Source organism: Cyanobium sp. HWJ4-Hawea, from assembly GCF_024345815.1.
Taxonomy (GTDB): Bacteria; Cyanobacteriota; Cyanobacteriia; order PCC-6307; family Cyanobiaceae; genus Cyanobium_A.
Map to the genome: position 1 here is coordinate 32,965 of NZ_JAGQBV010000002.1, position 12,842 is coordinate 45,806.

Consider the following 12,842-nt stretch of genomic DNA (forward strand, 5'->3'; position numbering starts at 1 on the left):
TGCGGCCCACCATTGGGGCCATTGCCTTGGGACCTACGGTGAAGCCATGACCACCCTTCCCGTGCTCAATCCGCAACGCTTCCTGGCGGATGGCTTCGACCTCTCGGCGCAGTTGGCCCGATATTTGGACCTCAGCATCGAGGAATTGGCCGGGCGGCTGCCCACCAGCACCAACGACCTGGCGGCAATCCATCCCGGCGCCTTTGACCCGGAGCAGGCCGGCCGTTTCTACGAGGAAACAGTTGGTACGGGGCACCTGCTGGAACTGGCGGCCTGGCACCTGGGCAGCGCCGACTACATCGCCGACACCCTGCGGCTGCAGCAGCGCTTTGCCCGCGGCCAGGTGCTCGACTTCGGCGGCGGCATCGGCAGCCATGCCCTGGCTGCAGCGGCGCTGCCTGAGGTGGAGCGGGTGTGGTTTGTGGATCTCAACCCCCACAATCGCGCCTTTGTACAGGCTCGCGCTGTCGAGCTCGGCCTGGGCGCCAAGCTGAGCTGCTATCGGGATATGGCTGACCCGGCCCTGCCCGTGCGCTTCGACACGATCGTTTGCCTGGATGTGCTTGAGCATCTGAGCGATCCTGCCGACCAGCTTGCCCTGTTTGCCGAGCGCCTCGCCCCAGCCGGCATCGCCCTGCTCAACTGGTATTTCTTCAAGGGCTTTCAGGGTGAGTACCCCTTTCACTTCGATGCCCCAGAGCTGGTGGAGGCTTTTTTCCGCACCCTGCAGAGTCGCTTTCTCGAGGTGTTTCACCCCTACCTGATCACCACCCGGGCCTATCGGTTGGCTTGAACGAGCCCGTGCGCTGGGCCATTAAAAAGCCGGCGGATGTCCGCCGGCAGCAAGGACTCCCTTTATTGGCCTGGGGCCAATTTCAGCCGATGGCAACGTTGATCCGCTTGCGGCTGCGCAGGCCCCGCTTGATGGAGTCGAAGTTCACCACCCCATCCACCAGTGCGAACAAGGTGTCGTCGGAGCCGCGACCAACATTGACCCCGGGTAGCACCGAGGTGCCCCGCTGACGGATCAGGATTGAACCGGCGCTTACGGTCTCACCGCCGTAGCGCTTAACGCCGAGGCGCTTGGAATTGGAATCCCGGCCGTTGCGGGTGGAGCCTGTGCCTTTCTTGTGGGCCATGGGGGGAGGAAATCAGGGTGGAATATCTGGAGGGGAAGCCTTTGCCGTTCAGGCTTTGATCAGGCCAGGGCTTTGCCGCCGACGGAGATGGACTGGACCATCACCCGGGTGAGCTCCTGACGGTGGCCGTTCTTGCGGCGGGTCTTCTTCTTGGGCCGCATTTTGTAAACGATCAGCTTGGGGCCGCGGCGATGGGCCATCACCTTCAGCTCCACGCTGGCTCCCTTGACGAAGGGTTGGCCGAGGGTGGCGGCCTTGCCGTCATTGACGAGGAGAACGTTCTCCAGGGTCAAGGTGCTGTCCACCTCGGCGCTGATCCGGTCGAGGTCGTAGTAGCGGTTTGGTTGCACCCAGAACTGTTGGCCGGAGGCCTCGACAATTGCGTAGGGGCTCGGATTGGTGGGCCCGGGGGCCTCGGTGACTTTCTTGTCTGTCATGGCAGCAAGGGCGTGGCCAGGCTGAAGGAGGTAAAGCTCTGAACTCGGGCAAAGCCCAGGGTCGGCACAAAACCCGGGCCTTCATTGGGCCTGGCGCACAAATTGAAAAACAAACAATAATTCTCCAACTTCAGCCATCCTTTAGTCAATATTTGAACGTCAATTCTCCGGGGCCTGCCCGTTGCGATCGCGGTCCATGCCCGAGCCCGCCCTAACCATTGCCTCCCTGATTCGCGATCCGCTGCTCCAGGAGGCCTGCGGGCGCTGGTTGGACGGCGGTCCTTGCGAACTTGTTTGGCTCGATCTGCCCAACCAGCCAACCCCAAATGTGGCGGCCCTTCTCGAGGAGCGCCGGGATGCCTTTGATGCCCTGCTGCTGGAGCAGGGAGCGATTGCCCCTGAGGTGTACCAATCCCTGCTGGGGGCGGGCCTGGTGCTGCCGGCTGTGGTGGTGGGAGAGGTCAGTGGCCAACTGGAGTTCCACGATGCCGAGGTGCATCTGCCGCCAGACCAGCTCGAGCAACTGAGCTACAGCTTTGATGCGGCCGTATCCCGCTTTCTGCGCCTCGGTCGCTTGTCCGCCAGTGATGGGGCGTCTGAGCAGGCGCCCCCGGGCCCCCCGGAGCGCTGGAAGCTGGCCAATCGGCTCAAGGGCCGGCTCGGATTTATTGGGGTTTTTTATAAGCGGGATCCGGCGCGCTTTTTGCGAAATCTGCCGGAGCAGGAGAGGGAGGTGCTGATGCGTTCCCTTGAGCGCACCTACCGCGACTTGCTTTTGAGCTATTTCCGGGATCCGGCCGCGGCCAACCAGGCCCTAGAAAGCTTTGTGAACACTGCCTTTTTCTGTGACCTGGCGGTCACCAAAGCTGTAGAGATTCACATGAATCTGATCGATGGCTTCTCCAAGCAGCTCAAGCTGGAGGGACACAAGAACGACTTTCTGCAGGACTATCGCCTTGCCCTGCTTGATGTGATGGCCCATCTTTGTGAGATGTACCGCCGTTCGGTGCCTCCCGACGCGCCCTTGGGCGCCCAAGTTTGACCTTTTTGGCTCGACCCAGCAGGCCCCTGCCATGACCCCCAGAAAGACCTACATCCTCAAGTTGTATGTCGCCGGCAACACGCCCAACTCGATGCGGGCCCTCAAGACCCTGCGCAACATCTTGGAAACGGAGTTTCGTGGTGTCTATGCCCTCAAGGTGATCGATGTTCTCAAAAATCCCCAGCTGGCAGAGGAGGACAAAATTTTGGCTACCCCCACCCTCGCCAAAATCTTGCCGCCGCCCGTGCGCCGCATTATTGGCGACCTCTCCAACCGGGAGCGGGTATTGATCGGGCTTGATCTGCTCTACGAGGAGCTGGTGGAGGAGGACTTTGAAGATGGCGAGATCGATGCCACCGAAGCCCCAGCCACCGGCGACTGAGCGCTCTTCAGCTCTTCTCCATGGTTTGGGCGCCACTTTCTGCCTAGCGTCGTTGTAAGCCCGTTTTTTCCATGCAGGATCCCAGCTCCACCGGTTCCTCCCTGATGCAGGTCCAGAAGCTCCCGACCGGGATAGAGGGCTTCGATGATGTCTGCCACGGCGGCCTGCCGATCGGCCGCTCCACCTTGATCAGCGGCACCTCTGGTACGGGTAAAACCGTCTTCTCGCTGAACTTTCTCTACAACGGCATTCGTCATTACAACGAGCCTGGAATCCTTGTCACCTTTGAGGAATCGCCCCTAGATATCCTGCGCAACGCCGCCAGCTTTGGCTGGAATCTCCAGGAGATGGTGGAGCAGGACAAGCTCTTTATTCTGGATGCTTCTCCCGATCCAGAGGGCCAGGATGTGGCCGGTAGTTTTGATCTTTCAGGTTTGATTGAGCGAATCAACTACGCGATTCGTAAATATAAAGCCCGCCGGGTGGCAATTGATTCGATCACCGCAGTGTTTCAGCAATACGATGCTGTCTCGGTGGTAAGACGTGAGATTTTTCGCCTAATTGCCAGGCTCAAGGAGATTGGCGTTACCACGGTTATGACCACCGAACGCATTGATGAATATGGCCCTATCGCCCGCTATGGCGTCGAAGAATTTGTCTCCGACAACGTGGTGATTCTCCGCAACGTGCTGGAGGGGGAGCGCCGCCGCCGCACCGTGGAAATTCTCAAACTAAGGGGCACCACCCACATGAAGGGGGAGTTCCCCTTCACCATGGGCAGCCATGGCATCAGCGTCTTCCCCCTGGGCGCCATGCGCCTCACCCAGCGCAGTTCGAATGTGCGAGTGAGCTCGGGTGTGCCCCGTCTAGATGAGATGTGCGGAGGGGGATTCTTCAAGGATTCGATTATTTTGGCAACCGGTGCCACCGGTACGGGTAAGACACTGCTGGTAAGCAAATTCGTTGAGAATGCTTGCGCCAACAAGGAGCGGGCAATCCTATTCGCCTACGAGGAATCACGGGCCCAGTTGCTTCGTAATGCCACCAGTTGGGGCATTGACTTTGAGCAGATGGAGCAGGACGGGCTGCTCAAGATCATCTGTGCCTATCCGGAATCCACGGGCCTAGAGGACCATCTCCAAATCATCAAAACCGAGATCAGTCAGTTCAAGCCATCCCGGATGGCTATCGATTCCCTATCTGCCTTGGCCCGGGGGGTCAGCCATAACGCCTTCCGCCAGTTTGTAATCGGTGTGACCGGCTATGCCAAGCAGGAGGAAATTGCCGGCTTCTTCACGAACACCTCCGAGGAGTTTATGGGTAGCCATTCGATCACCGATTCCCATATCTCCACGATTACGGACACAATCCTGTTGCTTCAATACGTGGAAATTTGCGGTGAGATGGCCCGCGCCCTCAACGTGTTCAAGATGCGCGGCTCATGGCACGACAAGGGAATCCGCGAATTTGTGATCACCAGCAACGGCCCTGAGATCAAGGATTCCTTCTCTAACTTTGAGCGGATTATCAGTGGTGTTCCCCACCGCATCAGCACCGATGAGCGCAGCGAGCTATCACGCATAGTGCGCGGTGTGGCCGACGACGATTAGCTCCGGGTCAGGCTGCTGGCTTCGTAGTCGTAGCGGCGGCGATCAGCTTGCAGCTGCAATTCATCGGAATCGGAATCTTCCAGGGCTAGGTCAAACCAGAAGAGGGTGCCTACCCCCAGCCCGCTTGCCATCTTGATGAAGCTGCCGTGCTTCTCCAAAATGCCGCGCACAATCGCCAGGCCAAGGCCCGTGCCAGCTTCCGTATGTACCGCGTTTTCTACCCGGTAGAAGCGCTCAAAGATGCGGCTTTGATCAGCTTCTGAGATGCCACAACCACTGTCGGCAATTTCAATGCGCAGCCTGGGCAATGGGGAGGTGAGTTCACAGCTCGGGTTGTCATTTAGGTTGTCGCTTGAGTTATTGTTGGAGCCGTCACTTGAGTTGTAAGTGAGTTGACATTGGTCGGGCCAGGGGTAGGCCCGCAGCATTAATTGCCCCCCCTGGGGGGTGAATTTGAGTGCATTACCCACCAGGTTGTCGAACACCTGCAGTAATAAATCCCAATTGCCTAGAACCCGAGGCAGTTGGGCCTCGGCATCAAAGCCCAGTTTGACGCCCTTTTCTTCGGCGTTTAGGCGGTAGGTGCGCAGGGTTTGCTCAATTGCCGGTGCCACGTCCAGGGGCTCCAGGGTGCATATCCGCTCGCTTTCCAGCCTGGATAGGTCCAGAACATCATTCACCAGGCGGGTGAGCCTGTCGGTTTCGTCGTTGGCAATGCCAAGGAATTCTTTTTTCTCCGCTTCCGTCAGTTGGTCCCCCATGTCATGGAGGGTCTCCACGTAGCTCTTGATGTTGAAAAGAGGAGTACGCAACTCGTGGGAAACGTTGCTGATGAAACGGCTTTGGGCCGCATTTAGCTCCACCTCTCGCGTGAGATCTTGGATGGTCATCGCTATACCTTTAAGGCTTTCACCACTGGCATCTTTAACGGCCTGCAGCACGATCCGTAGGGTGCGGGCCGGCTCGCCAAAGCTGCAGCGCACATCGGCTGAATCCTTGCTGTTGCTGACCAGGCTTTCCAGGGCGGCCTGCAGCTCTATCGCCAGGACCTCGGGGAGCTCGGCGATCAGGTCTTTGCTTTCTAGGTTGCGACCTTCCCAGCGAAACAGCCTTCGGGCAGTGGGATTTACCAGCACAATTGCCCCTTCGGCATCTAGTAAAACTGCCCCGTCGGCCATGGTGGCGATAAGGGATTGCTGCTTGATCTGGGCAGCGGTGAGCTCTTCGATGTTTGCCGCTTTATAAACTTCTAGCTGGGTAGCCATCATGTTGAAGCCGCCGAGCAGTTCCCCCAGTTCGCCGCCCACCGGCAGTGAGAGGCGCGTTTCAAAATCGCCGCCGGCAATAGAGCGGACCCCCTCCAGTAATTCTTTTACGGGCCGAGTGATTGTCAGGGCGTTGAACACTGCGCCCAGGATCACAAGCACCCAGATTGAGATGAACACCGCCACGGTTACTTCCCTGGTCAGGGCGGCGCTGGTGAGCAGGGTTTCGTTGGGGTTGATGCCCAGGGCCAATACCCCCAGGTAACGCCCCTGGCTCACGATTGGTACAAATACATCGGTCACCTTGCCGTCGGGGCTGAGGTGCTGGCGGATTAGGGGGTTGTCCGGGCGCGTTTGGATGTCGGCTGGCAATTCCAGCCGGCGGGTAAGTAACTGGCTGCTGCTGCCGGCAGTGCCGCCAATCGGAATGCCCAGGTAAATGACCCCTTCCGGGTCGGCGAAAAAGATGTAGCGGAGGCTGCGGCTAGAGCGCCAGAAGCGATCGGCCACCGCGGCCAGTTCGCGGTCGTTGCCCTCGGCCACCAGCGGCGTCACGTTGGCGGAAAGCAGCAGACCCAGGTCGCGGGCGAAGCGGGTGTCACTGCGTTGGGCATCCCTTTGGATGCTGTTGAGGGCAAAGAAGGTGATGCCTGTCATCAGCAGGCTCACCACCAGGGTTGCCACCACCAGCAGCTTGGTTTGCAGGCTGAATTCAGCCCACCATTGCCCTAACCGCGCTTGCCAGCTCATCGGTGGCGCACCTGGTGGCCGATGTCTCGGCGGAAGGTTATTCCCTCAAAATGCACCTGCTTAAGGCCGGCGTAGGCCCGCTCAAAGGCCCCATCGAAATCCTCCGCCTGGGCAACCACCGCCAGCACCCTGCCGCCACTGGTGTGGCATTGGCCGCTGGCATTGCGTTGGCTGCCGGCGTGGAATAGCTGGAGGTCGTTTTGGTTTTGGAGGCCGCTGGAGATCGGATCACCGCTGCGGATTTCGCCGGGATATCCCTGGGCTGCGGCGATCACGCAGGCGCTGCAGCGGGGGGAAACGCTCAGTTTGGGAGCGCCTTCCAGGTTGCCTGAGGCGCAGGCCAGCAGCACTGGGGCCAATTCAGGACCCATCAGGGGCATCAAGGTTTCACATTCTGGATCGCCAAAGCGGCAGTTGAATTCGATCACCTTGGGGCCCTGGGCGGTGAGCATCAAACCCGCATAGATAACGCCCCGGTAATCAATTCCGCGCCCCTGCAGGGCCGCCAGGATGGGCTCAAGCACAAGGGTGCGCACATTTTCCAGGCCTGCCCCATCGAGCAGGGGGGCAGGGGCATAGGCGCCCATGCCGCCGGTGTTGGGCCCGGTGTCTCCTTCGCCGATACGCTTGTGGTCCTGGGCCGGGGGGAGCAGCACCATGCCGGAGCCATCGGTAAGGGCAAACACCGACACCTCGGGGCCGCTCAGCCGCTCTTCCAACACCAGGGATGCGCCGGCCTCGCCAAAACGGCCAGCGAAGATCTCCTCAATGGCCGCCTTCGTTTCTTCGATGTTTTCTGCCACCGTGACCCCCTTGCCAGCGGCCAAACCATCCGCCTTGACCACAAAGGCCTGCTGTTCGCGATCCACCACTGCCAGGGCCTCTTCGCGGCTGTTGGCGGCCCAGTAGCCCGCCGTAGGTACGCCCGCCTCCAGCATCAGGGCCTTTGCCCACTGCTTGCTGGCTTCCAGCTGGGCCCCATCGGCCCCGGGGCCAAAAACCGGGAAACCAGCACTGCGCAATGCGTCGGCCAGGCCTGAGGCCAGGGGGGCTTCCGGGCCCACCACCACCAGTTCGATCTGGTGCTGCTGGCACGCCTGCACCAGGGCGGCCTGGTCGCATTCGGCGATGGCGAGCTGGCCAACTCCCGCCAAATCAGCGGTGCCGCCATTGCCAGGTGCTATCCACACCTGCTCCACACCAGGGCAGCGGCCCAGGGCCCAGCCCAGGGAGTTTTCCCGGCCTCCGCCTCCCACCACCAGGATCCGGGCTGGGCTTTGGCTTGCGGCTGGAGCCATCTACTTGGGGGGGATGGGGGTTGGAAGGAGCGCAGCAGCTCCCTTAGGTTGGGCGCCGCATTGCGGGCCGCCGTGCCCACCTTCTCTACATGCCGGCCCGGCCTTATCCATTTTCAGCCCTGGTAAAGGTCGGCCTTTCCAGTTTGGTGGTCCTGGCGGTCGGCCAGCCTGGGGTCGCCCAACCTGGAGCTGGCAAAGCTGGACTCTCCCAGCCTGGAGCTGGGCAGGATCTCGCCAGCGCCTGCGAGGAGGCCATTGCCAAGGGCGACAGCAGCACCGTCCAGCTGCTGCAGGAGCGATTGATGACAATCAAGCCAGCGCCCCAGCCCCTGGCGGTGGTGCTGGCCAATGCCCAGGTTTTGCTGACTTGCCAGGCTCCGGATTTGGCGCTGCAGGTTTTGGCCCGTTTTTCGCCAGCTCCAGGGGCTGAGCGAAACCTTTGGATGGAAATGCAGTGGCGGGCTGCTGCGGCCGGTCTCCATCACGGCCTGGCGGTCCAGGCCCTCCAAAACTTGGCTTCAGGGCCCATTCCCAGCCTGGAGCTGCGCCAACTGCCCCTCAAGCAAAAAGAAGACGGCAGCTGGATCACCCGTTCGGCCCTGGATCTATTGGTGAGCCATCTGGAGAGCCTGGGGCGTAACCGCGAAGCGGCGGAGGTGCTGCTGGCTGGCCGTCAAGGCGGAGCGGTGCGGGCCGAGCGTATCGCCCTGGCCGTGGCCCTGCTGGAGGCTTTGCCCCCCCAAGACTCCTTGCCAAGGGGGCAAAAACAGCGGCTGCTGGAGTTGGCCCTGGAGCAGGCCGCAGCCTCAGGCTCCTGGGGACTGGTGGCAGAGCTGCTAGATCGCCAGCTGGATCTGGATGCTGCCAATGCCCCAACTCCAACTGGAAATAAAGCCGAAGGGGGGCTGGGCCGTTCCGTGGCCATGCAGCGACGCCTAAAACTCAGTGGCCGCATCGACGATGCCTACGGTGAATGGAAGGCACGCCGGCGCCAAGCCCCAATTACTGAACCAGCCCCATTAGCGCGAGCTGATCGGGAGCGGTTGGCAGCCCTGGAACTGCAACTGCGCTCCCCCCGGTCCGCCGGCGGCCACGCAGCTGCTCTCCAGCCCCAAAACCCGCCCCAAACCCAGCTCCAAAGCAAGCCATGAGCGCCTACACCCTCGGCCCCCTCCTTTACGAGGGCAAGGCCAAACGAGTGCATGCCACCAACCACGACGACGTGGTGGCGGTCGAATACAAGGACGACGCCACCGCCTTCAACGCCCTCAAAAAGGCCCAGCTGGCTGGCAAGGGTGAGCTCAATTGCCGGATCTCAGCCCTGGTTTTTGAACGCTTGGCTGCCCGGGGGGTGCCCACCCACTACCTCGGTGTGGATGGATCCAACTGGATGTTGGTTAGGCCGGTGCGGGTGATTCCGATCGAGGTGGTGATTCGCAATATCGCTGCGGGCTCCCTCTGTAAGCAGATGCCAATTGGGGCGGGGACTCCGCTGGATCCCCCCTTGCTCGACCTCTATTACAAGGACGATGCCTTTGGAGACCCCCTGCTCACTGAGGCCAGGTTGGAACTGCTGGGCCTGGTCAGCCCGGTGCAACGCCAGGCAATCGAAGACCTCGCCCGCCTGGTCAACCGGGAATTATTGGAGCTTTTTACGGAAGCGGGGCTAATCCTGGTCGATTTCAAAATTGAGCTGGGCCTAACCCAATCAGGTGAGCTGGTCTTGGCAGATGAGATCAGCCCGGATACCTGCCGTCTCTGGGATGGGGCTGTGGCCGACGACCAGGACCGCATCCTAGACAAGGACAGATTTCGCCAGGATTTAGGGGGAGTTGTCGAGGCCTACGGGCAGGTCTGCAAACGGGTCCAAGGGGTGTGTCCTGAGCCGAGACATTACGGCTAAGGTCACTCAAATTTGCGGCCTAGCCGCTCCCTAGTGTTTTCCATGGCTGGCTCGTTTGGTTTTAGGGCCTCTGCCCTTCCCGCCATTGGGGCAGCCCTTCCCGCCATTGGGGCCATGATTTTGGCCTCTGCACCAGCGCTGGCCCAGGCTCCGCCAGGAAACAAGCCTGCACCAAAAAACCAGCCTGCCAAAAAAAATCTTCCTGCAGCGGCAGCCAAAACCCCTCCGGCCGAAAAGCAGGTACTAATTTCCGAGGTGGCCATTGAGGGCCTTCAGGGCCATCCGGAGCGGGAGCGCCTGGAGTTGGCTGCCTATGCGGCGATGGTGACAACCCCTGGCACCAGGGTGACCCGCAGCCAGCTGCAAAACGATCTCTCGGCCATCTACGCCAGCGGTTGGTTTTCGGATGTGCAGATCAAGCCCATCGATGGCCCCTTGGGCGTGCGCCTAGTGGTCACCTTGGTGGCCAATCCGGTGCTTACCAAGGTCAGCCTTGACCTGGCCAAGCCCAAACTGCCGCCCCAGGTAATCAAGGAGACCTTCGCGGCCGACTACGGCAAGACCCTCAATCTCAACACCCTGCAGCAGCGCATGCAGGAACTGCAGAAGTGGTACGCAGACCAGGGCTACTCCCTGGCCAGGGTTACGGGGCCTGGCCGGGTCAGCCCCGATGGTGATGTTCAGCTGCAGGTGCGGGAGGGCACCGTGGCCGGGGTGGACGTGGAGTTCATTAACAAGGAAGGCTCCACCACCAACGACAAGGGTCAGCCTATTAAGGGCAAGACCAAGTTGTACGTAATTACCCGCGAGGTGTCCCTTAAGGCTGGTGCCCTGTTTAATCGCCGCACCTTGGAAGAGGACATCAAGCGCCTCTACGGCACGGGCCTGTTTGGCGATGTCAAGGTGACCCTTAAGCCCCTGCCCTCAGAACCGGGCAAGGTAACCGTGGTGCTTGGCATTGTCGAGCAGTCTTCAGGCTCTTTGTCTGGTGGTTTGGGCTATAGCCAAAGCCAGGGTGTATTTGGTCAGATCCAATTGCAGGACTCCAACCTTTGGGGTAAGGCTTGGGATCTTTCAACAAACATCTCCTATGGACAATATGGGGGATTGGGTGATATCAGCCTCTCCAATCCTTGGATTAAGGGGAATAAATATCGCACCTCAATGCGCACTAGGATTTTCTTCAGTAGGGAGGTGCCGCAAATCTTTCAAAGTGAAAATAACAGTTACTTTGCCACGTTAAATGGCGATTCCCCGCCCACTAATACCGGCAATGAGGTGGCGGTACAGCGCATTGGTGCCAGCGTTCAATTCGTGCGGCCCCTGAATGGCGGCAATCCTTTTAAAAAAGCACCCTGGAATTTGATCCTTGCTTTTGGTGGCCAAAAAGTAACCCCGATGGATTATTCCGGAACGGCTGCTGCTAGGGCTTCCATAGCTGGCCAGCCCAACTCGAATATTTGTTTGGCTTATAATTGTGCAACTGAAAACCAACTGCTCAGCTTTCGCCTAGGCACCGCCTACAGCACCCTCAACGATCCCCGTAACCCCACTAAAGGCAATTTCTTTACGGCAAGTACCGAGCAGTTCATGTCGGTTGGCCCCGATTCGCCAACTTTTAACCGCTTGCGAGCCAGTGCCACCCATTACATCCCGGTTAACTGGATAAAAATATTCAAGGGCTGTAGGCCTAAAAATGGCGAAACCCCAGACTGTAAACAGGCCCTTGCCTTCCAGGGAACCCTGGGCACGATGGTTGGAGATGTCCCCCCCTACGAAGCGTTCTGTCTGGGTGGTGGCAACTCAGTGCGCGGCTACTACACCTGCGACTTGGGCGTGGGTAAGAGCATGGCAGAGGCCACGATTGAATACAGATTTCCACTTTTCAAGATTATTAGCGGCGAACTTTTTGTGGATGCTGGCACTACTTTTGGCAGTCAGGCAGATATCAATGGCAATCCAGGTGGAAAGCTTGGTAAGCCAGGTGATGGTTTCTCCGTGGGTACGGGCTTGATTGTCAACACCCCGGTAGGTCCCCTGCGCTTGGAAATCGCGACCCAGGATTTCACCAGCAACTACCGCTTCAACCTTGGTGTGGGCTGGAAGTTCTAGTGCTGCCCGGTCTCGATTCCTATCCCTGGCCAGAGAATTACGGCGAAGCCCATACCCTCGCTGGCCCAGTCGAGCGCAGTGGGGTGGGCCTCCACAGCGGCATTGCGGCCAGGGTCAGGCTCCAGCCCTCCGAGAGGCCGGGTTACTGGGTTGGCTGGCTAAGTAAGCCATTCCATCCCCTAGTGCGGCTTGAGCCTTCCCAGGTCGCCGACACCGAGCTCTGCACGGCCCTTCAGCTCGAGGGCGGGCGGCTAGCCACGGTGGAGCATCTTTTGGCCGCCTTGGCTGGCACCGGGGTGAGTCAGGCAGAAATCCTGGTGGATGGGGAGGAGGTGCCCCTGCTGGATGGCTCGGCCCTTCCCTGGGTGGAAGCAATCGCTGAGGCTGGTTTGGCCCCCCTAGGCACGTCCGTGACTGCCCCAATGGTGGAGTCACCCGTCACTCTTCAGCAGGGCAGCAGTTTTGCCACTGCCCTACCTGCCGCCTGTTTCCAGGTGGGGGCAGCCATTGAATTCCAGGATCGGGCCATTGGCCGCCAGCTCTTCTCCCTAGGCCTCACCCCCCAGAACTTTGTTGCGGAGATCGCCCCAGCCCGCACCTTTGGCCTGCGCTCCCAGGTGGATCAGTTGCTGGCAGCAGGTTTAATCAAGGGAGGTTGCCTGGAAAATGCCCTGGTTTGCGATGGCGACAAGTGGCTCAACCCCCCCCTGCGTTTTAACGATGAACCGGTACGCCATAAAATTCTCGACTTGATTGGCGATCTGGCGCTTGTTGGCTTGCCAAGGGCCCAGGTGTTTGCCTATCGGGGCTCCCATGGGCTTCACACTTCCCTGGCCGCTGTCTTGGCAAGCTGCCCCCAAAGCCTGGCGGCCTAGGTTCGCTTTTCCACGCTCCCCTGCCCCAT

The 12,842-nt window shown here is 60.0% G+C and carries 12 protein-coding genes; 8 read left to right on the forward strand and 4 right to left on the reverse strand.

All coding sequences use genetic code 11. From position 1 onward, the window contains the following. The first annotated feature begins 46 nt into the window (after positions 1-46). A complete protein-coding gene (locus tag KBY58_RS00875) occupies positions 47-793 on the forward strand; it encodes a class I SAM-dependent methyltransferase (protein ID WP_255002319.1) in 747 nt (248 codons plus the stop codon). Positions 794-875: 82 nt separating this feature from the next. Here KBY58_RS00875 and rpmA read toward each other — a convergent pair whose 3' ends face one another. After that, on the reverse strand, positions 876-1,139 hold the full coding sequence (gene rpmA / locus KBY58_RS00880; RefSeq protein ID WP_255002320.1) for a 50S ribosomal protein L27: 264 nt from the start codon (positions 1,137-1,139) through the stop codon (positions 876-878). Between the two features lie 59 nt (positions 1,140-1,198). After that, positions 1,199-1,576, reverse strand: a complete 378-nt coding sequence (gene rplU, locus KBY58_RS00885; protein ID WP_255002322.1) for a 50S ribosomal protein L21 — start codon at positions 1,574-1,576, stop codon at positions 1,199-1,201. Positions 1,577-1,772: 196 nt separating this feature from the next. On the opposite strand from rplU, the gene KBY58_RS00890 reads away from it, so the two are divergent. From KBY58_RS00890 to kaiC, 3 genes are all read left to right on the forward strand, one after another. After that, positions 1,773-2,618, forward strand: coding sequence for a circadian clock protein KaiA (locus tag KBY58_RS00890; RefSeq protein WP_255002323.1), 846 nt, complete (start codon positions 1,773-1,775; stop codon positions 2,616-2,618). Positions 2,619-2,649: 31 nt separating this feature from the next. Further along, positions 2,650-3,000, forward strand: coding sequence for a circadian clock protein KaiB (gene kaiB, locus KBY58_RS00895; protein WP_255002324.1), 351 nt, complete (start codon positions 2,650-2,652; stop codon positions 2,998-3,000). A gap of 71 nt (positions 3,001-3,071) precedes the next feature. After that, positions 3,072-4,610, forward strand: a complete 1,539-nt coding sequence (gene kaiC, locus KBY58_RS00900; RefSeq protein ID WP_254933855.1) for a circadian clock protein KaiC — start codon at positions 3,072-3,074, stop codon at positions 4,608-4,610. Here kaiC and KBY58_RS00905 read toward each other — a convergent pair. Together KBY58_RS00905 and purD are read right to left on the reverse strand one after the other, a co-directional pair. Beyond that, a complete protein-coding gene (locus tag KBY58_RS00905; protein ID WP_255002325.1) occupies positions 4,607-6,625 on the reverse strand; it encodes an ATP-binding protein in 2,019 nt (672 codons plus the stop codon). The genes kaiC and KBY58_RS00905 overlap by 4 nt on opposite strands. Then, positions 6,622-7,923: a phosphoribosylamine--glycine ligase gene (purD, locus tag KBY58_RS00910; RefSeq protein ID WP_255002326.1), complete on the reverse strand. Its 1,302-nt coding sequence runs from the start codon at positions 7,921-7,923 to the stop codon at positions 6,622-6,624. Before purD ends, KBY58_RS00905 begins: the two co-directional genes overlap by 4 nt. Positions 7,924-8,012: 89 nt before the next feature. On the opposite strand from purD, the gene KBY58_RS00915 reads away from it, so the two are divergent. Genes KBY58_RS00915 through lpxC form a run of 4 tightly spaced genes read left to right on the forward strand, consistent with a single transcriptional unit; the run spans position 8,013 to position 12,813 of the window. After that, the gene (locus KBY58_RS00915; RefSeq protein WP_255002327.1) at positions 8,013-9,074 is read left to right on the forward strand and encodes a hypothetical protein; all 1,062 of its coding nucleotides are present in this window, start codon (positions 8,013-8,015) and stop codon (positions 9,072-9,074) included. Then, positions 9,071-9,826, forward strand: coding sequence for a phosphoribosylaminoimidazolesuccinocarboxamide synthase (purC, locus tag KBY58_RS00920; RefSeq protein WP_255002328.1), 756 nt, complete (start codon positions 9,071-9,073; stop codon positions 9,824-9,826). Before KBY58_RS00915 ends, purC begins: the two co-directional genes overlap by 4 nt. Before the next feature lie 42 nt (positions 9,827-9,868). Continuing rightward, on the forward strand, positions 9,869-11,938 hold the full coding sequence (locus KBY58_RS00925; protein WP_255002329.1) for a BamA/TamA family outer membrane protein: 2,070 nt from the start codon (positions 9,869-9,871) through the stop codon (positions 11,936-11,938). Beyond that, complete coding sequence (lpxC, locus tag KBY58_RS00930; RefSeq protein ID WP_255002330.1) at positions 11,938-12,813, forward strand: UDP-3-O-acyl-N-acetylglucosamine deacetylase; 876 nt, start codon at positions 11,938-11,940, stop codon at positions 12,811-12,813. Before KBY58_RS00925 ends, lpxC begins: the two co-directional genes overlap by 1 nt. Positions 12,814-12,842: the final 29 nt, after the last annotated feature.

Bases quoted from the DNA above. Each gene is read 5' to 3' on its own strand.
- KBY58_RS00875 (WP_255002319.1), top strand. From the start codon at position 47: ATGACCACCCTTCCCGTGCTCAATCCGCAACGCTTCCTGGCGGATGGC.
- rpmA (WP_255002320.1), bottom strand. From the start codon at position 1,139: ATGGCCCACAAGAAAGGCACAGGCTCCACCCGCAACGGCCGGGATTCC.
- rplU (WP_255002322.1), bottom strand. From the start codon at position 1,576: ATGACAGACAAGAAAGTCACCGAGGCCCCCGGGCCCACCAATCCGAGC.
- KBY58_RS00890 (WP_255002323.1), top strand. From the start codon at position 1,773: ATGCCCGAGCCCGCCCTAACCATTGCCTCCCTGATTCGCGATCCGCTG.
- kaiB (WP_255002324.1), top strand. From the start codon at position 2,650: ATGACCCCCAGAAAGACCTACATCCTCAAGTTGTATGTCGCCGGCAAC.
- kaiC (WP_254933855.1), top strand. From the start codon at position 3,072: ATGCAGGATCCCAGCTCCACCGGTTCCTCCCTGATGCAGGTCCAGAAG.
- KBY58_RS00905 (WP_255002325.1), bottom strand. From the start codon at position 6,625: ATGAGCTGGCAAGCGCGGTTAGGGCAATGGTGGGCTGAATTCAGCCTG.
- purD (WP_255002326.1), bottom strand. From the start codon at position 7,923: ATGGCTCCAGCCGCAAGCCAAAGCCCAGCCCGGATCCTGGTGGTGGGA.
- KBY58_RS00915 (WP_255002327.1), top strand. From the start codon at position 8,013: ATGCCGGCCCGGCCTTATCCATTTTCAGCCCTGGTAAAGGTCGGCCTT.
- purC (WP_255002328.1), top strand. From the start codon at position 9,071: ATGAGCGCCTACACCCTCGGCCCCCTCCTTTACGAGGGCAAGGCCAAA.
- KBY58_RS00925 (WP_255002329.1), top strand. From the start codon at position 9,869: ATGGCTGGCTCGTTTGGTTTTAGGGCCTCTGCCCTTCCCGCCATTGGG.